At 56.6% G+C, this 26,365-nt stretch carries 23 protein-coding genes and 2 tRNA genes; 10 read left to right on the top strand and 15 right to left on the bottom strand.

What is annotated here, in order from left to right; translation table 11 throughout:
• Positions 1-28: 28 nt before the first annotated feature.
• Positions 29-787 (top strand): phosphatase PAP2 family protein, encoded by a 759-nt coding sequence (locus tag ACQY5R_RS06530; protein ID WP_428606017.1) that lies wholly within the window; start codon positions 29-31, stop codon positions 785-787.
• Positions 788-792: 5 nt separating this feature from the next.
• On the opposite strand, the gene uvrB is transcribed toward ACQY5R_RS06530, so the two are convergent.
• The gene (gene uvrB, locus ACQY5R_RS06525; RefSeq protein WP_428606014.1) at positions 793-2,799 is read right to left on the bottom strand and encodes an excinuclease ABC subunit UvrB; all 2,007 of its coding nucleotides are present in this window, start codon (positions 2,797-2,799) and stop codon (positions 793-795) included.
• Positions 2,800-2,932: 133 nt separating this feature from the next.
• Between uvrB and ACQY5R_RS06520 the strand changes: the two genes are divergently transcribed.
• A complete protein-coding gene (locus tag ACQY5R_RS06520; RefSeq protein WP_428606012.1) occupies positions 2,933-3,490 on the top strand; it encodes a GspH/FimT family protein in 558 nt (185 codons plus the stop codon).
• Between the two features lie 118 nt (positions 3,491-3,608).
• A tRNA-Asn gene (locus ACQY5R_RS06515) sits at positions 3,609-3,684 on the top strand.
• A gap of 114 nt (positions 3,685-3,798) precedes the next feature.
• Here the strand turns inward: ACQY5R_RS06515 and ACQY5R_RS06510 are convergent.
• From ACQY5R_RS06510 to msrB, 7 genes are all read right to left on the bottom strand, one after another.
• On the bottom strand, positions 3,799-4,782 hold the full coding sequence (locus ACQY5R_RS06510) for a WD40 repeat domain-containing protein (RefSeq protein ID WP_428606010.1): 984 nt from the start codon (positions 4,780-4,782) through the stop codon (positions 3,799-3,801).
• 152 nt (positions 4,783-4,934) lie between these two features.
• Positions 4,935-5,825, bottom strand: coding sequence for an FG-GAP repeat domain-containing protein (locus ACQY5R_RS06505; RefSeq protein ID WP_428606007.1), 891 nt, complete (start codon positions 5,823-5,825; stop codon positions 4,935-4,937).
• 5 nt (positions 5,826-5,830) lie between these two features.
• Entirely contained in the window at positions 5,831-6,055 is a 225-nt protein-coding gene (locus ACQY5R_RS06500) for a DUF2835 domain-containing protein (RefSeq protein WP_428606005.1), read from the bottom strand.
• A gap of 7 nt (positions 6,056-6,062) precedes the next feature.
• On the bottom strand, positions 6,063-6,482 hold the full coding sequence (locus tag ACQY5R_RS06495) for a CBS domain-containing protein (RefSeq protein WP_428606003.1): 420 nt from the start codon (positions 6,480-6,482) through the stop codon (positions 6,063-6,065).
• A gap of 145 nt (positions 6,483-6,627) precedes the next feature.
• A complete protein-coding gene (locus ACQY5R_RS06490) occupies positions 6,628-7,218 on the bottom strand; it encodes a class I SAM-dependent methyltransferase (RefSeq protein WP_428606001.1) in 591 nt (196 codons plus the stop codon).
• Positions 7,211-8,395 (bottom strand): O-succinylhomoserine sulfhydrylase, encoded by a 1,185-nt coding sequence (locus ACQY5R_RS06485; protein ID WP_428606000.1) that lies wholly within the window; start codon positions 8,393-8,395, stop codon positions 7,211-7,213. Before ACQY5R_RS06485 ends, ACQY5R_RS06490 begins: the two co-directional genes overlap by 8 nt.
• 254 nt (positions 8,396-8,649) lie before the next feature.
• On the bottom strand, positions 8,650-9,120 hold the full coding sequence (gene msrB / locus ACQY5R_RS06480) for a peptide-methionine (R)-S-oxide reductase MsrB (RefSeq protein WP_428605998.1): 471 nt from the start codon (positions 9,118-9,120) through the stop codon (positions 8,650-8,652).
• A gap of 297 nt (positions 9,121-9,417) precedes the next feature.
• Here msrB and phaZ point away from each other — a divergent pair, with 297 nt between their 5' ends.
• From phaZ to ACQY5R_RS06455, 5 genes are all read left to right on the top strand, one after another.
• The gene (gene phaZ / locus ACQY5R_RS06475) at positions 9,418-10,578 is read left to right on the top strand and encodes a polyhydroxyalkanoate depolymerase (RefSeq protein WP_428605995.1); all 1,161 of its coding nucleotides are present in this window, start codon (positions 9,418-9,420) and stop codon (positions 10,576-10,578) included.
• A gap of 564 nt (positions 10,579-11,142) precedes the next feature.
• Positions 11,143-14,595 (top strand): indolepyruvate ferredoxin oxidoreductase family protein, encoded by a 3,453-nt coding sequence (locus ACQY5R_RS06470; protein WP_428605993.1) that lies wholly within the window; start codon positions 11,143-11,145, stop codon positions 14,593-14,595.
• 31 nt (positions 14,596-14,626) lie between these two features.
• Positions 14,627-15,676, top strand: a complete 1,050-nt coding sequence (locus ACQY5R_RS06465) for a Glu/Leu/Phe/Val dehydrogenase dimerization domain-containing protein (protein WP_428605991.1) — start codon at positions 14,627-14,629, stop codon at positions 15,674-15,676.
• Positions 15,677-15,808: 132 nt separating this feature from the next.
• Positions 15,809-16,612 carry an N-formylglutamate amidohydrolase gene (locus ACQY5R_RS06460; protein ID WP_428605989.1) on the top strand — a complete coding sequence of 268 codons (804 nt, stop codon included), beginning with the start codon at positions 15,809-15,811 and terminating at the stop codon, positions 16,610-16,612.
• 183 nt (positions 16,613-16,795) lie between these two features.
• Entirely contained in the window at positions 16,796-17,944 is a 1,149-nt protein-coding gene (locus ACQY5R_RS06455; RefSeq protein ID WP_428605987.1) for a carboxylate-amine ligase, read from the top strand.
• 17 nt (positions 17,945-17,961) lie between these two features.
• Here the strand turns inward: ACQY5R_RS06455 and ACQY5R_RS06450 are convergent, their stop codons facing one another.
• On the bottom strand, positions 17,962-18,444 hold the full coding sequence (locus tag ACQY5R_RS06450) for an asparaginase domain-containing protein (RefSeq protein WP_428605985.1): 483 nt from the start codon (positions 18,442-18,444) through the stop codon (positions 17,962-17,964).
• 207 nt (positions 18,445-18,651) lie between these two features.
• Between ACQY5R_RS06450 and ACQY5R_RS06445 the strand changes: the two genes are divergently transcribed.
• A complete protein-coding gene (locus tag ACQY5R_RS06445; RefSeq protein WP_428605983.1) occupies positions 18,652-19,422 on the top strand; it encodes a TSUP family transporter in 771 nt (256 codons plus the stop codon).
• A 224-nt stretch (positions 19,423-19,646) separates the two neighbouring features.
• Positions 19,647-19,722 (top strand) — tRNA-Gly (locus ACQY5R_RS06440).
• Positions 19,723-19,855: 133 nt separating this feature from the next.
• Here the strand turns inward: ACQY5R_RS06440 and ACQY5R_RS06435 are convergent.
• From ACQY5R_RS06435 to thrC, 6 genes are all read right to left on the bottom strand, one after another.
• A complete protein-coding gene (locus tag ACQY5R_RS06435; protein WP_428605980.1) occupies positions 19,856-20,716 on the bottom strand; it encodes an HDOD domain-containing protein in 861 nt (286 codons plus the stop codon).
• Positions 20,717-20,843: 127 nt separating this feature from the next.
• Positions 20,844-21,314 carry a hypothetical protein gene (locus tag ACQY5R_RS06430; RefSeq protein WP_428605977.1) on the bottom strand — a complete coding sequence of 157 codons (471 nt, stop codon included), beginning with the start codon at positions 21,312-21,314 and terminating at the stop codon, positions 20,844-20,846.
• Positions 21,315-21,509: 195 nt separating this feature from the next.
• Entirely contained in the window at positions 21,510-21,947 is a 438-nt protein-coding gene (locus tag ACQY5R_RS06425) for an arsenate reductase ArsC (RefSeq protein WP_428605975.1), read from the bottom strand.
• A gap of 16 nt (positions 21,948-21,963) precedes the next feature.
• Positions 21,964-23,019, bottom strand: a complete 1,056-nt coding sequence (locus ACQY5R_RS06420) for a methyltransferase domain-containing protein (RefSeq protein ID WP_428605973.1) — start codon at positions 23,017-23,019, stop codon at positions 21,964-21,966.
• A gap of 170 nt (positions 23,020-23,189) precedes the next feature.
• On the bottom strand, positions 23,190-24,731 hold the full coding sequence (locus ACQY5R_RS06415) for an alpha-isopropylmalate synthase regulatory domain-containing protein (protein ID WP_428605971.1): 1,542 nt from the start codon (positions 24,729-24,731) through the stop codon (positions 23,190-23,192).
• A 99-nt stretch (positions 24,732-24,830) separates the two neighbouring features.
• Complete coding sequence (gene thrC / locus ACQY5R_RS06410; RefSeq protein ID WP_428605969.1) at positions 24,831-26,213, bottom strand: threonine synthase; 1,383 nt, start codon at positions 26,211-26,213, stop codon at positions 24,831-24,833.
• Between the last annotated feature and the right edge of the window lie 152 nt (positions 26,214-26,365).

The raw sequence follows: 26,365 nt of genomic DNA, 5'->3' as shown, positions 1-26,365 counted from the left end.
TTCTCTTTTTCACTTCGGAGCGTTATTTGTGCCGCAGCAACCGCGCATCTGGTATCCCCTGCCTTTTATCCTCTGCCAGCTCTGTGCGCTGCTGATCTACGCCAGTTGGCTGTTTCAGCCGACCCGGGCACTTTGGGACGCTCTCGACAGTCGTGTCTTCTTCCTGCTCAACGGCATGCTGGCGGATGGGGATCAGGGTCGCTTGTTCTGGGCTACTGCCAACACCAAAATCGCCGATATCTTCACCGGTGTGGGGATGATCCTGTTCTTTTTCCTCTACATCTTCAGCGGCCCCAAGGCGTTACGCATCGAACGGCTTAGCATGTTCGGCATCCTTTCCGGCATGATTCTGCTGAGTCAGGATGGTGGTTTGGTCGACCTCTATAAACAGATCCTCTCGGTGCAGCGAGCCAGCCCGTCGCTAACGCTGGAACCGGTCTACCGATTGAGTGAACTGGTGCCCCATATCCACGCTAAGGACGCTTCTTCGGGCAGCTTTCCAGGAGACCACGGCATCGTCACCATGATCTGGGTCGGTTGTGTCTGGTTTTTCGCCAACTGGCGCTGGGGCGTGGCGGCCACCCTGATCGGCGCTCTGATCCTGTTACCGCGCATGGTCGCCGGCGCCCACTGGTTGTCGGACAATCTGGTCGGTTCCAGTTTGCTGGCACTGCTGATGGTGGCTTGGATTCTCTGCACCCCGCTCAGCCACGCTCTGCAGCGGCTCGGCATCTGGATCCTCGGCTTCATACTCCCAACCGGTTGGGGGAAGAGCGCGTCGGCATAAGCCTCTCAGGCCAGCAACCCCTTACCTTGCAATGAATGGATCTGATCGCGCAGCCGTGCCGCCTCTTCAAATTCCAGATCCCGGGCATGCTGGTACATCTGTTTTTCCAGCTCCTGGATACGCTTGGCCATCTGCTTCGGCGAAAGTGAAGCGTACTCCGCCGTCTCCTCGGCAACCTTGGCGTAACGCTTGGCCGACATGGGTCCACCGGGGCGGGCACCTTCCATAATATCCGCTACCGATTTGATGATGGTCTGCGGGGTGATGCCGTGCGCAATATTGTGAGCGATCTGCTTCTCGCGTCGGCGATTGGTCTCGCCGATCGCCCGCTGCATGGAACCGGTCACCCGATCGGCATAGAGGATCGCCTTACCGTTGACATTGCGGGCAGCACGGCCGATGGTCTGGATCAACGCCCCCTCGGAACGCAGGAACCCCTCCTTGTCCGCATCCAGGATCGCCACCAACGACACTTCCGGCATATCCAACCCCTCACGCAGCAGGTTGATGCCGACCAGCACATCGAACTCGCCGAGTCGTAGATCGCGGATGATCTCCACCCGTTCCACGGTGTCGATATCCGAATGCAGGTAACGCACCCGGATCCCGTGGTCGTTCAGGTAGTCGGTCAAATCCTCCGCCATGCGCTTGGTCAGGGTGGTCACCAACACCCGCTCTTTCACGGCGATACGCAGGTTGATCTCCGACAGTAGATCATCTACCTGACTGCCGGCAGGACGCACCTCCAGTTCCGGATCCACCAGACCGGTGGGACGCACCACTTGCTCAATCACCGCACCGGAGTGTTCCAGTTCGTAGTCGCGCGGGGTGGCGGAGACATAGATCGTCTGGGGCGAGCGCTGCTCAAACTCTTCAAAGCGCAGTGGCCGGTTATCCAAAGCGGACGGTAGCCGGAAGCCATACTCCACCAAGGTCTCCTTGCGCGAGCGATCCCCGCGGAACATGCCGCCCACCTGGGGAATGGAAACATGGCTTTCATCCACGACCAACAGGGCACTCTCCGGCAAGTAATCGAACAAGGTGGGAGGCGCCTCCCCGGCCTGGCGACCAGAGAGATAGCGGGAGTAATTCTCGATGCCGGAGCAGTAGCCCAACTCCAGAATCATCTCGATATCGAATCGCGTGCGCTGCTCCAGCCGCTGTGCCTCCACCAGTTTGTTGGCCTCGCGCAGTTGCTCCAGCCGCTCCTTCAGCTCTTCTTTGATCTGTTCCACTGCGACCAGCAGGGTTTCGCGCGGGGTCACATAGTGTGACTTGGGATAGATGGTGTAACGCGGTACCTTGCGCAGGATCTCGCCGGTCAGCGGATCGAACAGGGAGATGGACTCCACCTCACCGTCAAACAGTTCCAGCCGCACCGCCTCCCCATCCGATTCAGCTGGATAGATGTCGATCAGTTCACCGCGCACCCGATAGGTGGCACGGTGCAGCTCCACATCATTGCGGGTGTACTGCAGTTCTGCCAGACGCCGCAAGATAGCGCGTTGATCCAGCACGTCACCACGTACCAGGTGCAGCACCATACTGAGATAGGAGCGCGGATCGCCCAGGCCGTAGATGCAGGAGACCGTTGTGACAATGATGGTATCCGGCCTTTCCAACAACGCCTTGGTGGCGGAGAGCCGCATCTGCTCGATATGTTCATTGATCGAGGCATCTTTCTCGATGAAGGTGTCCGAAGAGGGAACGTAGGCTTCCGGCTGGTAGTAATCATAATAGGAGACGAAATACTCCACCGAATTGTTCGGAAAGAACTCCTTCATCTCACCGTACAATTGGGCCGCCAGGGTCTTGTTATGGACCAGGACCAGTGTGGGCCGCTGTAGCTCCTGAATCACATTGGCAATCGTGAAGGTCTTTCCGGAGCCGGTTACCCCCAACAGGGTCAACCCCGCCTCACCATCCTGCAGCCCCTCGATCAGTCGACGAATCGCCTCGGGCTGATCGCCCGCCGGCGCAAAATCGGATACCAGTTGGAACGCTTTAGACATATCAACTCTTTCAATCGGAAAATTCCTACCGCGACTTCACGGCAATCCTATCGGGATCGGATACCAACTCGGTTACATTCTACCCCGCCAGGCACAAAGGGATTGTGCCATAAGCACGCAAAGGAGTGTCATCATGAAATCTCATGTTTATGGGAACGCGTTATATTGTAGGGGCGTCACCCTGCTGGAAATGTTAACCACCCTGACCATCGGCAGCATCACCCTCTCCCTCGGGATACCGGCCATGGGCGCCCTCACCGGGAACAGCGCCCGCAGCAGCGCCATCAATACCATGATCAGCCACATCCAACTGGCCAGAAGTGAAGCGATCACGCGCGCCAACCGGATGATTCTCTGTCCCAGCCTCGACGGGCAAACCTGCGATAACAGCACCACCTGGGATCAGGGGTACATTCTGGTTGAAGACAGCAACGATAACAAAACCGTAGACAGCGGCGACAAATTGCTTCGGGTATTTCAGAGCCTGGATGAGAGAATATCCATCCACTCTACCACCGGCCGAAAGCGGATTTTATTCAATCCCCTCGGTATGTCATTTGGATATAACCTGACACTCAGCTTCTGTGATCAGCAACAGCTCGTTGCACCCAAGACCGTGATCGTCTCCAATACCGGCCGCCCTCGTGTATCCGACACCAAGCCGGATGGTTCATCCATTGACTGCAATTAATGGACTGACGGACATCCTCAAACCGGGCCATAACGACCCTGATAATCAATTTGAAACTTTTTCCGCCTTGGCCTTGACCCCGAACTGATAGCTGATTAGTATACGCGCCTCGACACATTCCTCGGTAGCTCAGTTGGTAGAGCGGGTGACTGTTAATCACTAGGTCGGCGGTTCGAGCCCGTCCCGAGGAGCCAAACAAAACAAAGGGTTAGATCATATTTGATCTAACCCTTTTTTGTTTGCATGGCATTTTTTAGCGCGTTATAACATCGCAGATAAACCAGCGAGTGCAGATAAAATCTACATCACTACCAACTGTCGCCCACCCGCTGTGGCCGATACGGTTTGCTGAGATCGTACAACCGGACACTCTCATCATCACTGCCACTGGCGACATAGCGTCCATCCGGGCTGAAACGCACAGCCGCGCCACACAGTCGATGCCCCTGCAACCGCCGCAACACCTTGCCGTCAGCCGTCGTCACCAGACGCAGATTGGCGTCGGTGTGACGCCCCAGACTGATCAGCCGCTTGCCATCAGGATGGTAGTCCAGTGAAGCCACCGCACCCCAGTGTTCCGTCTCTTGTACGCGCAGGCGGCCGCTCTCCAGATCCCAGTAAAAAACGTGATACCAGGCCCCGGCCGCCAGCGCCCTATCATCCGGCGAGAAACGCAACTCCAGGGCAGAACGGGGCGGCGGCGTCAGCTCCACCGGCTGGTAAAAAGTTGCGTCCCAAATCCGTACACGTTTATCGTCAGTGGAAACAGCCAATTTATCTCCGTTATGGTTGGTCGCCAGGGCAATCACTTCGGCGCCAAGATCAAGCTGCTTCACCGGTAGCAGATCGGGATACCGAAAGAGCCGCAGCAAACCATCGCGATAACCGGCTACGATCAACCGGGAACGACTTATATAGGCCAATGCAGTCAAACCATCCGCCGTCTCCAGCCGCTTTGAAATCAGCCGCCGCGTCACGTCGGTTATGACGATACCACCCGCCTCTTCCCCGCTGAGCAACTGATCCTGTCCAATCCAAACCAACCCGCGAACCGGCGAGTGATGCCAGTTGAAGCGATCGAGAGCCGCTCCCTGCGGTACCGACCAGATCGCCAAGTCTCCTTTATAGCCGGCTGTAGCGATACGTTTGCCCGTGGTATCAAAACTGAGTTGAGTGACACCAAAGAGATGACTTTGCGGGATATTCAGATCGGGCGGTTGTGCCGGTTCAAGCCCGGCACAACCGACAAGCAATAAAGATAGCAACACCACTAAACCTACCGCACTTCGCATGCACCCACCCTGCTTTCTATCCTTTGAAGTGTAAAGCGCTATCCCGCGTCGGCAACACCAGATGCCAAATAACACAGCTGTTCATTTCCCGTTATTCGCCGCTAAAAACGCATTGGTCCAATAGGAGAGTCTGGTCGATTGAACGGTATCCATCAAGGCAGCAACAGTTCCACCTGTTGCCCATCGGCAAGTCCATAACGGAGATCCTGATCGCCGTCTCCATCCAGGTCCGTCACCTGTATTGCCGTTGCAATGGGACTGCCATGCACCACTCGCCTGACTTCCGTCAGAGTCCCGTCAATGATGGCGATCAGCCGAAGTTCATGAAAACCGACGGCGGGAACGGCCAGGTCCGCGATGCCGTCACCGTTGACGTCCACTACCGCCGATTGGCCCAGTATCCGGGAACCGATTCGGTGGTTGGAAAAACCGGGCATATGCTGGACCGGCAATAACCGCTCCCCTTGCCGTTTATAGAGGGTCAGGACACCACCAATATGGGGCGTGATCACCGCAGCGAGTTCGATTTCACCGTCCTGATCGAAATCGCCAGCACCGACGGGATTCATCCAACGATGCGGCAATCCGATCGGATCCGACTCCGCCAGGATCTTCAGCCCGTCCGACGTAGACTTCAGCACCACCAGCGCGGCACCATGCTGCAGATAACTGCGCACCAGGATGATCTCTTCCTCACCGTCGCCATCCAGGTCGATCAATCTCGGATAGAGATCTTCAAAAACCGAATCATTCGGTAACCTGAATGTCTGGATGATGCCGGATGCCCGTTCAATCCTGACGCCGCCCGCCTCGATGTCATCACCCAGAATGGCATGATCATAACGCCGCGTCGGAAACACCAGCCAGGCACGGCGCACATCTCCCGCCCCCACTGTCACCACTCCATCCGGCAGGGCTTGTTTCTCAGCCAGCGGCGGCATCACCGTCTCTGCCACGGATAAACGCTCACCGGCCGTTGGGCGCTTCTCCCCTGCCTGGCCAGCCGCAGGCACCACCAGGGCAAGCAGGAGTAACCATTGCATTCTCATCATGTGATTCGGCGCAGATCAATCAGCTTGTTTTGGGCATCCAGCGTCAACTCAAAACGACCGACTATGCCGCTGGCGGTAACAAAGGGTCGAAGGCGATTGGCCGGTAGCTGGATGGTACGCCCATCCTCGGCCTGGACAATCACGGCACGGGCGGCGCCGCGATAGTAGTGCAGGAATCTTTCCGCACTGAGATTCAATTGGAAACGATAACGTTGCGTCACAACGTTGTCATCGCTGCTGTTCGAGTCCCAGGAAGATGCCATCCAGCACCAGCAGGTTGGGGCTGATGGTTCCGAGTATTTTCTTATCCTCCACCACCAATGCCCTGACCAGATCGAATCGGGCAAACAGGCGGGAGCAATAGCGGATATCCATCTGGGGATCCACATAGACGGCCGGCTTAGTCATCACCTCATACACATTGACCCGCTTGGGAGAGCGATCCAGCGCCAACACCTGACGGGCGATATCCGATACCAGCAATAACCCGTACTCATCATCCTCATGGCGCTTGTTCACTACCAGGAGCGAGGTGCGGAGCTTTTTCATCATTAGCAACGCCTCGAAGATCGTAGCGCTGCCTTCAATCAGGCCAAACTCGGTTTTCATGACATCCCGTACACTGATACGGGGTAGTGCCTCATTCATGTCGCTCTCCTTGAGTCAAAGCAAGCACGCCCTGCACGTTCGTTGCCCTGTTTAAGCCGGCGACCACGGATCGGCCGACCGGGTGCAATGGGACGGCATGGCGATGTCTGTCATTATCCTGCAACTCGCTGGCTAACTCTAGCGCTCAGACCCATTCCGCCACCAACATGGCCAAGTCACGCCAACCGCGGCTCGTGTCACCCAGGCAACGCTCTTCCCGATAGACCCGCACTTTGAGCATGGCAAACAGATCAAGCAGTTCATTATCGCCCAAACGATACTGTTCAGACCTCGGCCCCTCGTCACTGACCGCCGCACGACTAAAGGTTTGGTAGAACAGCAGACCACCCGGCCTGAGTGCCCGGGCTATCGCCGGCGCTAGTGAACGTTCGAGAAAATAGCTGACCAGTACCAGATCAAAACTGGCCGGTTCCGGCGGTGCGGCGATGACATCCCGTACGGCAGTCCGGATGGAGAGACCCTGCTCTGCCGCCGCCAACTCCAAACGTTGGATAGCGACCGGGGAGAGATCCCAGGCGGTCACATCCAATCCTGCGGCCGCCATATACAGGGCGGTTGCCCCGCGCCCGCAAGCCAGATCCAGCGCCTGGACACCCGGCTTTACCAGATGCAGATTCTGCTCCACCACCGTGGCGACCCGCCCCAGGTCTTCCGCCTCGGCGTGGCGGCGGTTCCACGTCTCAAGCAACGCCTGGTCGACCATCGAATCAGCCACTCAGTCCCGCGGCCAGATCTCCTTTAATATCTTCGATATCTTCCAGCCCGACCGCCACCCGGATCAATCCCTCTTCAATACCGGCCAACCGCTTCTCTTCATCGGTCAGCCGCCCGTGGGTGGTGGATGCCGGATGAGTGATGGTGCTTTTGGTATCCCCCAGATTGGCCGTAATGGAGATCATCCGGGTGGCGTCAATCAGACGCCAGGCTTGCTCACGCCCGCCCTTTACCACAAACGAGACCATACCCCCTGCCGCCCGTTGCTGGCGGGTAGCCAGTTCATATTGCGGGTGGCTCGACAGGCCGGGATAAAAGACCTTCTCAACCCCCGGCTGATCCTCCAACCAGCGCGCCAGGGTGAGGGCGTTGTCGGAATGGGCCTGCATGCGCAGTTGCAAGGTTTCCAGACCCTTCAAGAACACCCAGGCATTAAATGGACTCATGGTGGGACCGGCGGTGCGCAGGAAACCAAACACCTCTTCGCCCACCAACTTTCCATCGCCGACAACGGCCCCCCCCACACAGCGTCCCTGTCCATCCAGGTACTTGGTGGCGGAATGGATCACAATATCCGCCCCCAACGCCAGCGGCTGTTGCAACGCAGGGGTACAGAAACAGTTGTCCACTACCAGCAGCAATCCTTTGGAATGGGCCAGGTCTGCCAGGGCGGCAATATCACACAACTCGGTAATGGGATTGGAGGGTGTCTCGGCGTACAGCAGCCGTGTTTCCGGGCGGATGGCCGCCTCCCAGGCCGACAGGTCACTGAGCGGCACAAAGCTGGTTTCGATATTCACCTTGGCAAGAAACTTGTTGAACAACACATTGGTGGTGCCAAAGATGCTGCGGGAAGAGACGATATGATCGCCCGATTTGAGCAGCGCCAAACAAGTGGAGAGGATCGCGGACATCCCGGACGCCGTGGCAACGCAGGCCTCCCCCCCTTCGAGCGCCGCCAGCCGCTGTTCAAAACAGGCTACTGTCGGATTGGTAAAGCGGGAGTAAATATTCCCGGGCTCGTCTCCGCCAAAACGGGCAGCGGCCTCAGCCGCACTTTGAAAGACAAAGCTGGAGGTGGTAAAAATCGGTTCCGAATGCTCGCCCTCCGCCGTACGAGTGTGGCCTGCCCTGATCGCCCGGGTTGCCAGACCCCAGTCATCATACGCTTCTGTCATTTCTGAATACCTTTACTGAATAAAAAACGCAGGCATCGCTGCTCCCGTCCATCCCTGGCCTCCGCGGCATACCTCCATCCGTGGACATAAAAAAACCCGCCTGGCCGACACAGCCAAAGCAGGTGTTCCTCGCTTTAGCCGTATTTCTATAGCGCCCGCAATCTGAGATAAATCGGCGCTTTGGACTAGACTAGGTCGGCGACCGCGTTATTGTCAAGCGATTGTGCCGATCCGGGCTATTTCACAACACGGTATTACTCAAACAGCTTGAGATAGTCGCCATACCCCTCCTCTTCCAGCGACTCCCTGGGGATAAAGCGGAGCGAGGCGGAGTTGATGCAGTAGCGCAGACCGGTCGGGGCGGGGCCATCGGCAAACAGATGCCCCAGGTGGGAATCACCCTCCCGACTGCGTACCTCAGTGCGCTCCATAAACAGCTTGCGATCCGTCCGCTCAACGATGCGTGTCGGTTCTACCGGGCGGGAAAAACTGGGCCAACCTGTTCCTGAATCGAATTTATCCCGGGAACAAAACAGCGGTTCGCCGCTGACGATATCCACATAGAGCCCCTCTCGCTTCTCATCCCAGAAGGCATTTTGAAATGGCCGCTCGGTACCCTCTTGCTGGGTCACCTGATACTGCAGTTCGGTCAATTTGTCACGCAACTCATCCTCTGAAGGGCGTTGGTAGGTCGTAGTTTTGGATGATGATTTTTCACTGTTCATGATGGTCCTCTCCTGATCTGCTTTAGAGCTATAGACTAAAAACTGCCTAAAGAAAACCTGATCATTATGCGGTTCGTCATGACATCCGCACCCTCGCCTCAACGCTACACCCATTCCCTTATGCTTTTCAGGTTAATGACATTTACTACCTATATTTCAATCAGTTACATTTGATACCAATCAGATCGATTGATCGTCAACGCGTTACAGCCCGCTGGTGACGGTTTTTTTGGTTGCTGCACCGCACTATTATCGTTACTGTAACCTTCATCTGATGCAGTCTGTCGAGTTACTTCTATGCTTTACAATCTTCACTCCATGGGGGCTTTCTGGGCCCGCTCGGTCAATTATTACGCCTTTCTCAATGCCACCCTGACCAAAGACATCCCCTGGTTGAAGCAGTGGCATGCAGCCAGTCGACTCCTGGAGCGTTACACCCGCCCCTATTCCCGTCCCGCGTTTGACCTGGGAGTCGAAGAGAGTGTGGTCATTCGCAAGTCATTCGGCGATCTGCTGCTGTTCGGCACCCCCGATAGCGGTAAGCCCAACTTGCTGATGGTGGCACCGATGTCCGGTCACTATGCCACCCTGTTGCGGGGTACCGTCAGGGAGTTTATGCAAGACCACAACGTTTATATTACGGATTGGCATGACGCCGGCAGCGTGCCCTTGTTGGACGGTCGTTTTACCCTCGATAGCTACGTCGATTATCTGCGCGAATTCATTGGCTTTTTTGACGGGGACGTGCATCTGATGGCGGTCTGCCAACCCTCTGTCCCGGCGATTGCAGCAGTCTCCCTGATGGCGGAAGACGGCGAGAAAGTCCCGCTCAGCATGATCTTGATGGGTGGACCGATCGATACCCGCAAGACTCCGACGGAAGTGAACGATTTTGCCGAAAAACGCAGTCTGAATTGGTTTAGACGCCACACGATTCACACCGTACCGTTGAACCGCCGTGGCGCGGGCCGCCGCGTCTACCCCGGATTCCTGCAGTTGGCGGGATTCCTCTCCATGAATCTGGACCGGCACATGACGGCCCACCACGACTATTTTGAGCATCTGGTTTCGGGCGACGGTGACAGTGCCGCGCAACATGAAGCCTTTTATGATGAGTATCTGGCAGTGATGGATCTGGACGCCCTGTTCTATCTGCAAACCATCCAGAAGGTGTTCCTGGAGCACCACTTGCCGAAAGGGATCCTGCATTGTCACGGTCGGCTGATCAAGCCGGAATTGATCAACGCCACCGCACTGATGACGATTGAAGGCGAACTGGACGATATCACCGGCCCTGGGCAGACCCGTGCGGCGCACAAGCTCTGCCCTGCCGCACCGTTACATGAGCACTTAACGCAAAAAAGTGTCGGCCATTACGGCATTTTTAACGGCCGGCGCTTCCGCGAAGAGATCGCACCGAAAATCCGCGCCTTCATCGGCCAGGCGAGCCATCGATAGACCGGCCACGTAGGGCAGGCCCCTGTGCCTGTCCGCTCCAACAGGCATACCGTGCTCCCGGGCAACCACCGGTTTACCCTACATACCCCGGAGTGTCGACTGTCACCGAAATCCATTCCCCATGGCCTATAATGGATAACAATGGAAAATAAATCCGGGCCAGGCAAAACCAAACTTGACGCATTTACTGAGTTATCCTATTGTCTGCGTCCAACCTGCCTCACCCAGGCAGTTGGAAAATTGTGATTCTGAGGCCCCACAAGGGCTATTGATCAGTCTGAACCCCGGTTCAGGCAACAACCAGATGCGGCGACCCCGCATTGGAGGACAGAAAAATGAGTTACTCAATCCCCCGGTGGATTAAACCACCCGTGCACCGCCATACCGCTCCCGAATCCGTGCAAGCACTCGGCCGATCAGCGCCCATCAGCTAGCCGCCAACACTGACCGATTTCACACGTCGTGCGCACCCTGTCGCAACGGGCGAACCGTTGTGCCGGCGCGATTGCCGACATCTGACTTTTCCGGGCCACAGGCCCGAATCAGGCCTTGGGAGATCCTCACATGGCGCTAGCGGATATCAAGCTCGATGATAAGTACACCCTCGACTCCGGTCGGGTTTACCTGACCGGCGTGCAGGCACTGACCCGCCTGCCGATGCTGCAGCAGCAGCGCGACCAGCAGGCCGGTCTCAATACCGCCGGTTTTATTTCAGGTTATCGCGGGTCCCCACTGGGCGGACTCGATAAAGAACTCTGGAAAGCCAGAAAGTATCTGGACCAACACCGCATAACCTTCAAGCCGGGACTCAACGAGGATTTGGCCGCCACCGCCGTCTGGGGCACACAGCAAGTCAATCTGTTCGAGGGCGCCCGCTACGATGGGGTGTTCAGCATGTGGTACGGCAAGGGTCCGGGAGTTGACCGTTCGGGCGACGTTTTCAAGCACGCCAATGCCGCCGGCACCTCACCCCATGGCGGGGTCCTGGTTATCGCCGGTGATGATCACAACAGCAAATCTTCCACCCTCCCGCATCAAACCGAATACGCCTTCATGGACGCCATGATCCCGGTGCTCAACCCGGCCGGCGTGCAGGAGATCCTGGACTATGGACAGATTGGCTGGGCGCTGTCGCGCTACTCCGGCTGCTGGGTAGCTCTCAAGACCATCGCCGAGACCGTCGACACCTCCGCTTCGGTCTCCATCGACCCGGCGCGTGTGCAGATTACCATCCCGGATAATTACGTGATCCCTGAGGGAGGACTCAACATTCGCTGGCCGCACACGCCGCTGGATCAAGAGGCGCTGCAGCACCGCCATCGGCTTTACGCCGCCCTCGCCTTTGCCCGGGTCAACAAACTGAACCGCATTGTCATCGACAGTCCGCAACCCAAGCTGGGCATTGCCACGACCGGAAAGTCTTACCTGGATGTCCTGCAGGCGCTGGAGGATCTGGGGATCACCCCAGACATGGCGGCACGCATCGGCATCCGGCTCTACAAGATCGGCATGAGTTGGCCATTGGAGCGCGAAGGGGTACGGCAGTTTGCCGAGGGACTGGATGAAATCCTGGTCGTTGAAGAGAAACGGGGCCTGATCGAGAACCAGATCAAGGAGCAACTCTATAACTGGAAGGAGGCGGTACGCCCCAAGATAGTCGGTAAGTTCGATGAGACCAACCAGTGGCTGCTGCCCTCGGCGGGTGAACTGACTCCGGCGCGGATCGCCCGGGTGATCGCCGCACGGATCGAGCGTTTCCACCAAAGCGAAGTGATCGAAAAACGGCTCCATTTCCTGCAGAAAAAAGAGGCGGAACTGGCACTTCCCCGTCTAACCCTGGACCGGGTGCCCCACTTCTGTTCCGGCTGTCCCCACAACACCTCCACCCGGCTGCCTGAGGGGAGCCGCGCCACCGGCGGTATCGGTTGCCACTACATGGCTACCTGGATGGACCGGGGCACCGACACCTTCACCCAGATGGGCGGCGAAGGCGTTCCCTGGATCGGCCAGGCCCCCTACACCGATACCCCACACATCTTTGCCAACCTGGGAGAAGGGACCTACTTCCACTCCGGCGTATTGGCCATCCGTGCCGCCTTGGCCGCCAACGTCAACATCACTTACAAGATCCTCTATAACGACGCCGTGGCAATGACCGGCGGCCAGCCGGTGGATGGACAGTTCAGCGTGCAGCAATTGAGCCAGCAGCTGGCAGCGGAAGGGGTGAAACGCATCGCCCTGGTGAGCGACGCACCTGAAAAGTTCACCGACCCCAGCCAATTCGCCGCCGGCACCACCTTCGATCATCGGGACAATCTGGAGAAGATTCAGCGCGAACTGCGCACCACCCCGGGCGTCTCGGTTTTGATCTACGAACAAACCTGCGCGGCCGAGAAACGGCGCCGACGCAAACGGGGCACCCTGGAAGACCCCAAGGTCCGCCCCTTTATCAACAGCGCGGTATGCGAAAACTGCGGCGACTGCAGTACCCAGTCCAACTGCCTCTCGGTAATTCCGATAGAAACCGAGTTCCGTCGTAAACGGGCCATCGATCAATCCTCCTGCAACAAGGATATGCGCTGCGTCGAGGGCTACTGCCCGAGCTTTGTCACCGTGCATGGCGGTCAGCTCAAACGTGCCGCCAACCAGCCCGATGGTCTGGCCTGGCCCGATCTGCCACTACCCGTTTTACCCGATCTGGAGCGCCCCCACAGTATCCTGTTGACCGGTATCGGCGGTACCGGCGTAGTCACCATCGGTGCCCTGTTGGGAATGGCGGCCCACATTGACGGGCGCGGTGTCACGGTACTGGATATGACCGGGCTGGCACAGAAATACGGCGCCGTGGTCAGCCACATACGTATCGCCAAAAGGCCGGAGGATATCCATGCCATGCGCATTGCAGCCGGACAGGCCGACACCCTGCTGGCCTGTGATCTGGCGGTCGCCACCGGTTTTGAGGCGATGGCCAAACTCAATCCCGAACGTACCGACGCAGTGGTCAACAGCCATCAGACCATGACCTCCGGATTCATCAAGCAGAAGGATCTCACCTTCCCGGCCCAGGCGCTGGAATCCCAGTTGGAGAAGACGACCCGCCATACCCAGTTCCTGGATGCCAGCCGGTTGGCGGAATCGCTGCTGGGGGACGCCATCGGCGCCAATCTGTTCATGGTTGGTTTCGCCTGGCAGAAAGGCTATCTGCCGCTGTCGCTGGAAGCGCTAAAAAAGGCCATCGAGCTGAACGGCGTATCGGTTGAAGACAATCTGCGCGCACTGCTCTGGGGGAGGCGTGCCGCGGTCGATCTGGAAGCGGTACAACAGTTGGCCGCACCGGACAAACTCCCGATTGAACCACCCAAAACCCTGGATGAGTTGATTGACCAGCGTAGTCGACACCTCACCGATTATCAGGATGCCGCCTATGCCGCACGCTATCGCCATCTGGTGGAACGCGTCAGGGAGCGGGAACAGGCCCTCAACCTTCAAGGCTTGACCGAAGCAGTGGCGGAAAACTATGCCCGCTTGCTGGCCTACAAGGATGAGTACGAAGTGGCCAGACTCTACAGCGCCCCAGCCTTCCGGGAACAGATCGCCAACCAGTTCGAAGGCGATTTCCATCTGGCGTTCCATTTTGATCCGCCCTTCCTGTCGAAGGCCGATGCGGAAACCGGCCGTCACAACAAACGCCGCTTCGGCCCCTGGATGCTGAAAATGATGGGACTGCTGAGCCGTTTCAAACGGCTGCGCGGCAGCTGGCTGGACCCGTTCAAGCGTAACCCGGACCGGCAGTTGGAACGGGCGCTGATCAGCGACTACGAACAGACCCTGGAAACCCTGCTCACCCATCTGGATAGCGACAATCTGGAAACGGCGATTGCTATCGCCCGTCTGCCGGAGTCGATTCGCGGGTTCGGCTATATCAAGCAGTCGGAGGCAGAACAGGCAGCCAACAGACAAGAGGAACTGCTCGAGCAGTTCCTGGACCAACCGGCGAATACTAATCGGGCGGCCTAATCTCAAATTGATCAGAGTAGGAATAACAAAGATGAAACTGTTTACCCATCACGAATTCGACAATCACGAACAGGTGGTCTTTTGCCACGACAAGGCATCCGGATTGAAGGCCATCATCGCTATCCACAATACCCATCGGGGTCCCGCCCTGGGCGGCTGCCGCATGTACCCCTACGCCAGCGAAGCGGAGGCGTTGAACGACGTATTGCGCCTCTCCCGTGGAATGACTTACAAATCCGCCATCGCCAACCTCCCCCTAGGCGGCGGTAAATCGGTCATCATCGGCGACCCCCGGCGGGACAAGACACCGGCACTGATGCGCGCCATGGGCCTGGCGGTAGAGCGTCTCGGTGGCCGTTACATCGTGGCGGAGGACTCCGGTACCCATGTGGCCGATATGCAGTTGATCGGCGAAGTTACGAACCATGTATCCGGGATTGCCGAAAAGTGCGATGCGGAAGGCAACTGCCGCAACGGTGATCCTTCACCCATGACCGCACGCGGCACCTTTGTCGGAATTCAAGCGGCGGTGCGGCACCGCTTGGGCCGGGATAGCCTGCAGGGTCTGAGGGTAGCGATCCAGGGCGTGGGCAACGTCGGTCACCATTTAGCCAAACACCTGCACGATGCCGGCGCACAGATCTGGGTCTCCGACATCAACCGTGAAGCGGTACAACACATGGTCAACGAACTCGGTGCCGTTGCCGTTGCCAACGAAGAGATCTACGACCAGGATGTGGATGTATTCGCCCCCTGCGCCATGGGCGCCATCCTGAACGACGAAACTATACCCCGCCTGCGCGCCCGTATCGTCGCCGGTGCCGCCAACAATCAGTTGGCGGAGAAGCGTCACGGCTCGATTCTCACCGAGAAAGGCATCCTCTACGCACCCGATTATGTGATCAACGCCGGGGGTGTCATCGACGTCTGTTACGAACGCAACGCAACCGACCCACAACAGATCGTGCGGCAGGTGGACGCCATCGGTGAAACGCTGTCGGAGATTTTCAATCGTGCCGAACAGCAACATCGACCCACCGATGAACTGGCGGATCAACTGGCCGAAGAGCGATTTGCCTGAGCACGGGTATTATTTTTTAACATGGGCGGCCACGGGGGCCGCCCCTACTCCTTGGATAGTCGGTTTATCCACCTTCGGATATACTCCGACTAATCAACAGCGCCTTCTGCTACTACGCACAGGACAACCTGCTTGAATCGTCCATATCACCAACATAACCCGGTCACCCAGAGCCTCCTCACACCCGAGGAACCCGGCCCCTGGGAAGAGTTGAATAGCGAAAGCCCATCTCCCCTGCTGTTTCTCTGCGACCATGCCAGCAATCGGATTCCAAAAAAGCTGGCCCACCTCGGGCTTGAGCTCAGTGTGTTCGGTAAACATGTTGCCTATGACATCGGCTGCGAAAAACTGACCCGTCTATTGTCTAGCCGTTTCGATGCCAGCGCCTTGCTGGCCCACTATTCCCGTCTCGTGATCGACCTCAATCGCCATCCGGGCGATGGCTCTTCCATACCGGAGGTGAGCGACAACATCGAGATTCCCGGCAATCACGCCCTGACACCCGCACGGATGCGGGAACGGGAAGCATCGCTGTTTTGGCCCTATCACAACCGGATAGAACAGATCCTGGGTAGAATCTGCGGTCGCGGCCAAACCCCGATACTTTGCTCCATTCACAGCTTCACCCCGGTATTCAGAGGATTTCAGCGCCCCTGGCATATCGGTGTCCTGTGGGACCGCGATCAGCGCCTCTCCACGCCCCTGTTGGAGAGCCTAAGATCATCAACACCCTTTTGTATCGGTGACAATGAGCCGTATCATGCACGCAATCCGGTCGGCTATACCATGGACGTCCACGGTGAAAAAAACGGCTATCCCCACGTGCTGTTGGAGATACGCCAAGATCTGATCGGCCACGATGAGGGCGTCGCCGAATGGGCCACCATCATCCATACTCAACTGAAGCGGGTTCTGGCCCAGGTGACTATTCCCTGAACCGTGAACAATTAGGGTACCGCAAAAAATCAAGATTTTTTATGAGCGCGAGGAAGTACCGTGCGGAGAACCGCCGTTTACAAAGAGTCAATGAAGACTCAAGCACAGAGCTGACGCGGCAAGCGCGTAAAAGAGAGTTTTTAGAGGCGCCGAAGAATAATAACCGGGTGATTTGGAGCAAGTATGAAAGAACCGTCATTTACCATCGGCATCGAAGAGGAGTACATGCTGGTCGACAAGGATTCGAGGAATCTGATCAGCCATGCCCCGGAAACCATGCTGACGGAGTGCGAAGCGCTCCTTGAAGGGCAGGTTTCACCGGAGTTCCTGCAGTGCCAGATCGAGGTCGGTACCCGGGTTTGCACCACCCTGAACGAAGCGCGGGATGATCTCGCCTACCTGCGCCGTACTGTTTCCAGTGTGGCCGATCGGCATAATCTGGCGGTGGTGGCGGTCTCCACCCACCCTTTCGGCAAACCGAGTCAACTGGAACATACCCATAAAGAGCGCTATGACCAATTGGCCAATGACCTGCAGGAGGTGGTCCGGCAACTGGTGATCAGCGGCATGCATATCCATGTCGGTATCGAGGATGACGATCTCAGAACCGACCTGATGGCGCAGACCACCTACATCCTGCCCCACATCCTGGCGCTCACCACCTCGTCCCCCTTCTGGCGTGGTCGCAACACGGGGTTGAAGTCTTACCGCATCTCGCTATGGGATGGGATGCCGAGGACCGGCCTGCCGGAGTATTTCGACAGCTTCGGGGAGTATCAGCGTCATATCGATGTCTTGGTCAAGGCTGGCGTGATCGAGGATGCCACCAAGATCTGGTGGGATATCCGCCCCAGCAACCGCTACCAGACCCTGGAGATGCGCATCTCCGATGTCTGTACCCGACTGGATGACGCCCTCTGTGTCGCAGCCTTCTACCGTTGCTGGTTGCGCATGCTCTACCGACTACGCCGCAGCAACCAGCGCTGGCGCCGCTACACCCTGTTTTTGATTAACGAAAACCGCTGGCGCGCCCACCGATACGGTATCGATGAGGGGCTGTTGGATTTTGGACAAGGTGAAATCGCCCCGTTTAATGATTTGGTTGAGGAGATCCTCGAGCTGCTGCAGGAAGATGCCGCTTATTTCGGTTGCGAAAAAGAACTCAACCACATGCGTACCATCATCAACGAAGGCACCAGCGCCCACCGCCAAGTCAAAATCTACGAGCAATCACTGGCCGAGGGCATGAGCCATGAAGAGGCGCTACGCGCTGTAGTCGATCTGCTGATTGAGGAGACGCTGGTCGGCACACTGCCCCTCCAGGAGAGTTAAAAACGCGCCAGAGGTGATCAGATCGCCTCAAAACGGTGGCACGCCACATTCTTTCGCGCGTGCAACGGATCGAATACCTGCCCGTTCATCGCCACGTAGATCCCCGGTGGCATCATCTGGACGGTCGCGAAAGCATAACCGATATTAAAAATGGCATCGCTATAGCGAAGACGCGCCGGCTGCATCGATCCCACCAGCACAATGGTCTTACCCTCAATGCCAACCAGCGCTTTTGCCGTCTCCACCATGGTGTCGGTGCCATGGGTCAGCAGGATGCGCTTATTGGGATCATTGCGTATGCGCTCGGCGATCAGTTTACGATCAGCCTCATTCATGTCCAGGCTATCCTTGCGCATCAACGATTCCACTTCAAAATCAACCGTGATATTAGCCTCGCGCAACAGTTCGGAAATCTGTGGATCGCCCACCTGAAATTCACTCTTCTGATCGAAGTAGATCTTGTCGATGGTGCCGCCGGTTGTATAGATTTTAATCTTCATAAAACGTCTGTCCTCTGTTGCCCGACCCCGATTGCCACCTACGCCGTGAATGGATAACCGCGGTGTAGTGTGACCGTGAAGCGCGGCCGAACTACTTTGATCTGCAGATATCGATCACTATTGTAGGCGGATGGGCGGTTCTCGGCTAACATGCAGATTTTCCCACGGTGCAACGCATGCCTATCACGCTATCTTATCCTATCCGCCATGTCCGGAGTTGAACTCTCGCTGGATATTTTGGCACTCCTGTTTTTTACCGGCGTGCTGGCCGGCATGGTAGATGCCATCGCCGGCGGTGGTGGCTTGATCGCCCTGCCGGTGTTGCTCTCAACCGGCTTGGCGCCAACCCAGGCACTGGCCACCAACAAGCTGCAGGGTTCCTTCGGCACCTTTTCGTCGACTCTCTATTTCATTCGCAACGACCTGATCAGATTGGGCGAACTGAAATTCATGATCGCCTGTACCTTTGTCGGCGCCGCCACCGGTACCCTGATCGTGCAGCGTATCAGCACCCAGTTTCTGGCCGGCATCATCCCGCTGTTACTGATCGGCATTGCGCTCTATTTCCTGCTCTCACCCACTATCAGTGACGATCATCGAAGCCCCCGGATCAGCCCGCTGCTGTTTTCGCTAAGCGTCGGTTTCGGAGTCGGTTTTTATGACGGTTTTTTCGGCCCGGGCGCCGGCTCCTTTTTCGCCATCGGCTTTGTCGGATTACTGGGATTTGGCCTCACCAAGGCCACGGCACACACTAAAGTACTGAACCTGACCAGCAATCTGGCGTCCCTCATATTTTTTGTTATCAGCGGACACGTGATCTGGAGTATCGGCCTTACCATGGGCATTGGACAGATGATTGGCGCCCGTTTTGGCGCCCGCCTGGTGCTGCGCCGTGGGGTGCGTTTGATTCGTCCGATGATCGTACTGATCTGTATCTTGATCAGTAGCAAACTGTTGCTGCAGATCCACCCGGGCTGACTGGACGGGCTGACACCGTAAGGGGATCAGTAACCTGAAGCCTGAGGTGAACCCGTGAATCCCAACTGAATTTCTTGGGTGTAGGCGATGCTGTTGAGTTTGTTCCCCACTCCAACTCGCGGTCCTTGGAAACGCCCTGAAGCCGGTCGCCATGCGGCGAGAAAATCCACAGTTAATACTTGACATAACAGCCATAACCAATAGAATACCGGCCTTCGATTGATGCGGGAATAGCTCAGCTGGTAGAGCACAACCTTGCCAAGGTTGGGGTCGCGAGTTCGAATCTCGTTTCCCGCTCCAAATACAGAAAGGCCCGAAGCCGAATGGCTTCGGGCCTTTTTACTTCTTATGCCCAGGGATGGAAGCTGTAGAGCCGAGGCCAGGCAAACTCACACCCCCGTGGTTGCCCAGAGCCAGACCAGGCTTAACCCCATCAATTCAACATATCGCTCAATTCGGACTCGGAATCGTCATCCGGGGAACGGTTTTCCAGCTTGGCAATCAAATCCAGCCCGATGCGCTTGCAAGCCAGGTTCTCTTTGATATCCACGTCCGACCAGCGACTCTGATTCCCTTTATGACTGAGGATATTGGCCACCTGGATGATATCCACGTAGTCAACCTTGTCGCCCTTCGGCACCCGATCCATCTTGTCGTGATTGGCGGCCACATCCACCAGGCTGGGATCAAAATTCCAACGGGATAGCATGAATTTGCCAATCGGCATATGCAATCGGTCGATAACCCTGTCGAGGTTCTCTTCCTTCTCCAGCAACACCGGGTATTCGGCCGCTTTAATCAGTACCGGAATAGCGCCCACATCGTGAATCAACCCCGCCAGCATCGCCTCATCCTTGTTGAGGTGGGGAAAATGGGCCGCCAACAGGGTAGCCTTGGCGGCCACATCGACACTGTGTTTCCACAGCATCTCCATGCGCGACTGAATCGGCTTGAAAGCTGTGGTAAAGACATCCCGCATAGCCAGACTGAGGATGGCGTTCTTGACCGCATCGAAGCCGATCCGGGTAATCGCCGCCTTGACCGAACTGACCACATTTACCCCGCGATAGAGCGGGCTGTTGGCATAGCGGACCAGACGGGCCGCCATTGAGGTATCTTTGCTAATAATCTTGGCGACATCCGCCATGGAGCTGCCGGCGTCGTTCACCACCAGCAGTGCTTCAAGCGAGATCGCCGGTAAGGTCGGAAGTCGTATACGGTTGCTTTCGATATCCTCCACGAGGGTATTCGCGAAGGCTTTCATATCGAATTTGGGACTGTCACTGGAGCTCATTCGGCAACCGGGAAGAATTAAAATTGCAACCTGCGGATTATAGCGATTGATCGCTTGCAAATCGATACGCCAGTCCCACTTCCAGGCATTCAATCTGAATTAGGTAACGGGCAATTTAAGCTATTTGTTATTCGACCAGTATAGAGACACTACGCGCGGTCCAGTTTTCACCACCAAAAGCCGGACGATCAAGGTCGTTCCACAGGCTGGCGATCTGGGCAAAGGAGATCGCATTACTCAGCAGATCACCGGCATCTTTCCTTAGCGCAGCCACATAAGCCGTCTTGCCAATGGTTTGCGCCAGACCGGCAATATCGACCTCTATATCGTGGTCGCTCTTCAGGAGGTCTATGACGTCCTCCAGGCTGTGGCCCTGTTTTTCCAGGAGTTCGATGGCAATGGCCTTAACATCCGGTCCACTATCGTGGGCTTTCTTCTCGTCTCCGTAATCGAACAGGATACGATCTTTGACCTTTTTCCAGGTTTCGACACTTTCATGGGTGGATTCGGATGCCAGATGTGCAAATCGATTGTTGAGTTGATCCAGCCTGTCGGCGCATGCATCTACAGTTTCAAACAGTTTTCGCATTTTATCCATCAAGCAATCTCCAACAGATCCTGTGCCTATGCCGGGTTAGCGACAGTCGCAGAAAATACTTTAAATAGAATTAATTTCCATTTATAGCTCCAGCCGCCTAAATCGACCCGACTGTCACTAGTATAGTCGTCGTGGGATCGAATGATCGGAACGACATGCCTTCTTTTTGGAATTGCGTTCGGAGTCGAACCGTCACTAAGTCAGAGACGACGGCAGGTGGGTTACCCAGTTCCTGATCTGATCACACACGTGCAGGTAGTGCCCCAAGGCCTCCAGCTCGGTGCCGGCGGACGCCGCCAACTGCGGTGGATCATCAAAGGGTTGATGAATGAGACGCGTCTGCCCCGGAAACAGCGGACAGCGCTGCCTGGCGTGGTCACAGACCGTCACCACATAATCGAACATCACGTCAGCCAAGTCCGCCACCGTCTTGGAATGGTGGTGCGCAATCGATACGCCCAATTCGGCCATCGCCCGGACCGCCAACGGATTCAACCCCTGGGCAACCGTACCGGCCGAATAAACGTTAAACTTATCCCCGTGCAACTGTCGCGCCCAGCCTTCCGCCATCTGACTGCGGCAGGAGTTGCCGGTGCAGAGAAACAGTAGGTTAGGCTTGGATGAGTTAACCATTTCAGCTTCGGACCAGTTAACAGCAACCGCCGCTCTGGCTCTCTTCAGCGCCGGTAGCCGTGGAGAACGGCATGGCGGTCCCACAGCCATCAAAAATACCGTAGTGGGTATCCCGGTTACCGTAAAAATCAAAAAAGATCGCCAAACGGCTCTCGTTTAACATGCGGTAGGTGTTACCGCACACCGGAAACATCTTCCCCTTCTCCATTAGGTGGTGCTTGTCCAGCTCAAAACGGTTTTCATTGTTGGCGATGCCGCCCTTATAGATCACCGCCTGTCCATAATCCTCACAGTGGCTCTCCAACCCTTCCAGCTTGAACAGGCGGTAGGTCGCAGAGAAGAAACGGATATGGCCGATCTTGCGGTGGATTTCATCATTACCGATGACAATCGGGTGATCCTCCACCAGCCGGGGATCGAGAAACCCAGCCTTTTTTGCCAAATTCTGGAAGTCATTCCAGTACAGCGCACCACTCAGGCACTCGCCATACAACACCTGGTCATTCAGCAGTTCTGCCGGTACCCGACGGTCCGAGTAGACATCGGAAAAATAGAGTTCGCCGCCCGGTTTCAACAGACGATACGCTTCCCGCAGTACCGCCTCCTTGTCGGGCGACAGATTGATCACGCAGTTGGAGACGATGACATCGAAGCTGTTATCTTCCAGACCCAGTTCATCCAACTGCTCGATATACCCTTTGCGGAACTCCACATTGGAATGGGCATAACCGAAACGCTGCCGATGCCAGTCGATATGCCGGTTGGCCACCGCCAACTGTTCATCGGTCATATCCACGCCCAGCACATAGCCGTTCTCACCCACCAACTGCGCCAACAGATAACAATCACGACCGGAACCACTGCCCAGATCCAGGATGCGCATCCCCTCCAGCACCTCCGGATGCACTAATCCGCAACCGTAGTAACGGGCCGCCACCTCGTCATGGATGTTGGCCATAGCCTGTTTCAGAAAATCGGGGGTAGTCGCATCCGCGGTACAACACGCGTTGGTTTGCAGATCGTTGGAGTGCTGCAGAATCTTGCCGTAATACTCTTGAACTGACTCTTTCATTCTGGAATCTCTTTTACCTTTACAGATTTGTCACGATGGATCCTGCTTGGATGCCCCGCCTGGGCACGAACAGCGCGCCCAACCCACCAAAGTTACCGGCTGGATCGGGCTCTCCGCTACTAGACCGCCCAAACCGGCCATTTCATTCAACCGATTTTGAAGCGATCCCGCTAACCGAGTTTTTCCAATCGATGCAGCAAGATATTCAGCATACGCATGGTGGCGTTGATGGCGGCGAAAACCTGGTTGTAATGAATACCGCGGGTGTTATAGCTGCGGCCATCCACATCCCAGGCGATGGTGGCTTCAGTCAGGGCGTTGGTCTTGCCGCCGCGCGGGATACGCACTTCAAAGTCCACCAGCTTCGGCAACGCCACATCATATTTTTTCAACACCTTGGCGATGGCGTTCATAAAGGCGTCGAATCCGCCGTTACCGATCCCGGCAGTACGGATCTCTTCACCCTGGATCATCACCCGGATGCTAGCTGTGGACTCCAGGTCCAGCCCGGAGGTGATGGAACAGTTGATCAGCTCAATATGGTGGTAATCCTTGCTCTCCAGTACCTCGGCAATGATGAACGGCAGATCATCGGAGGTGATCGCCTTCTTTTCATCGCCCAGTTCCACCACCCGCTTCAACACCTTTTCAAGGTTCTCGGGCGACAGGGAGATATCCATCTTCTCCAGGTTCTTCTGCAGGGATGCCTTGCCGCTCATCTTGCCCAGGGCATAACTGCGACGACGGGAAAAGCGCTCCGGCGTCAGTTTGGTCTGGTACAGACCACCCTTCTTATCGCCATCGGCGTGGATACCGCTGGTCTGGGTAAAGACATCGGCACCGATAATCGGCGCATTGTCCGCCACCCGCTTGCCGGAGAAACTCTCCACCATCTGACTCAGCAGCACCAGGTGCGACTCCCGGATACCCAGCTTCATGCCCATCTGATCCTTCAGATTCACCGCCACCTCGGCCAGGGAAGCGTTACCGGCCCGCTCGCCCAGGCAGTTCAGAGTACAGTGAATGGAAGAGATCCCCGCCTTTACGGCCATCACCGCATTGGCGGTACCCAGGCCGTAATCGTTGTGCGGATGGAAATCGAACTGACACGCCGGGAAACGCTGGATCATGTCGGTGAGATCGGCAAACACTTCATCCGGCGTTAGCACCCCCAGGGTATCCGGCAGCATAAAGTGTTCGATCCCCAGTCCCTGCAGACGCGTCATCAACTCATATACATAATCGGGATTGTCACGGTAACCGTTGGACCAGTCTTCCAGATAGAGATTGACCCGCATCCCCTGCTTATGGGCATAGTTGATAGTCTTTTTGATATCACCCACATGTTGGGTCAGCGTCTTCTTCAATTGATTGACGCAGTGATTCTCGCTGCCCTTGGCCAACAGATTGATCACCTGCCCGCCTGCGCCACGAATCCAGTCGACGCTTCGTTTGTAATCGACAAATCCCAACACTTCGACCCGATCGGCCATGCCGACACTGTCCGCCCAGCGGATGATCTCCGCGACAGCTGCCTTCTCCCCTTCGGAGATGCGTGCAGAAGCCACTTCGATTCGGTCCACCCGGAGCAGTTCCAACAGTGCCTTGGCAATGTTCAGCTTCTCCTCGGGCGAAAAGGAGACCCCTTGGGTCTGCTCGCCATCGCGCAGCGTTGTATCGACGATCTTGATCTGTCTGGAGTCGGTTGCCATGGTTCTCGCTTATCTGTCTGTTATATTTTTGGAGCTTTGCCTGATTAGCACGCTAATTCAGGTGGAATCAGGAAAAATAACACCTTGTATAAAAACGACCTACCTGGCCAGGGTGTCCTTCATAAAATCCCGAATCACCGCCGCATCCGCATCCAATACGGCGCAACGGGTCTCTTTCTCCATCAGCCCCTGCAAGGAAGCCGGGGGTTCGGACTCCACGCCAATCGCCTCTTTCACCGCCGCACCGAATTTGGCCGGATGGGCAGTCGCCAGGCAGATGGCCCCGGCAATACCCTTGGCCGCATGCACACCGACTGCGGTATGGGGATCCAGAATGTAGCCGGTCTCGGCATAGGTTTCCCGAATCTGTTCGCGGGTCTCATCTTCACTGACGGCCGCGGCCTGGAACAGCGCACGCACCTCCGCCTGTTTCCCGGCCGGCACTTCCAGTTTGCCCTCCCGGCTCATCTGCTCCATCAACGCGCGCACATGGGCCGGATCCTGATCCATCAGGTAGTAGAGATAACGCTCAAAGTTGGAAGAGATCTGGATATCCATCGAAGGACTGATGGTGGGATAAACCTCTCCCGTCTCATACACGCCACTGTTCACGAAACGGCTGAGGATATCGTTGCGGTTGGTGGCCAATATCAATCGCTCCACCGGCAACCCCATGCGCAACGCCACATAGCCGGCGAAGATATCGCCAAAGTTGCCGGTCGGCACCGAGAAGGTCACTGTCTGTGCGGCATCACCGCCGCTGACCCGACCCCAGGCGTAGAAGTAGTAGACCACCTGCGCCAGGATACGTGCCCAGTTGATCGAGTTGACCGCACCCAGGTTGTACGACTGTTTGAACGGCAGGTCGTTGAACAGCTCCTTGACGATACGTTGGCCGTCATCAAAGGTGCCGGTGATAGCGATGTTATGTACGTTGGCATCCAGCACCGTGGTCATCTGCCGCTCCTGGATGGGCGACACCCGACCCTTGGGATGGAGGATGAAGATGTCGATGCGCTCCTGTCCGCGCACGCCATAAATGGCGGCGGAGCCGGTATCACCGGAGGTGGCGCCAAGGATATTCAGGCGGCCGCCACTGCGCTCCAGCAACAATTCGAACAGGTTACCCAGAAACTGCAACGCCACATCCTTAAAGGCGGCGGTGGGACCGTGAAACAACTCCAGGATGCGCAGATCCCCCAACTCCACCAGCGGCGTCACCTCGGGATGGGTAAAAGTGGCGTAGGAGCGCTCAACCAGATCTTCCAGTTCCGACCGTGAAATGTCCTCACCGACGAAGGGGTACATCACCTCGACCGCCAGTGCCTTGAAGGGCAAACCGGCCCACTGCCTCAGAGTCGCCGCGTCGACCTGCGGAAAGGACTCTGGCAACAGCAGGCCACCATCGGTGGCCAGGCCCATCATCACGGCCTGGGAAAAGGTAACCGGCTCAATGCCACCACGGGTACTCACATAACGCATCGTTGATCTTCCTCGATCCTGGAAACCATAAAAAAGCACAGCGGCACAGTATACCAGCCTTGAACAGAGATTCAGATTCCAACAGCTTCAAAGAAACCACTCCCTGCAAAGATTTCAAAGGCTTATTGCTAAACCATAACTTATAACATAAG

The organism is Sedimenticola sp. (genome assembly GCF_050289425.1).
GTDB lineage: Bacteria > Pseudomonadota > Gammaproteobacteria > Chromatiales > Chromatiaceae > Sedimenticola.
The sequence above is the reverse complement of the archived record's forward strand: the minus strand, read 5'-3'. Positions and strand labels throughout refer to the sequence as shown.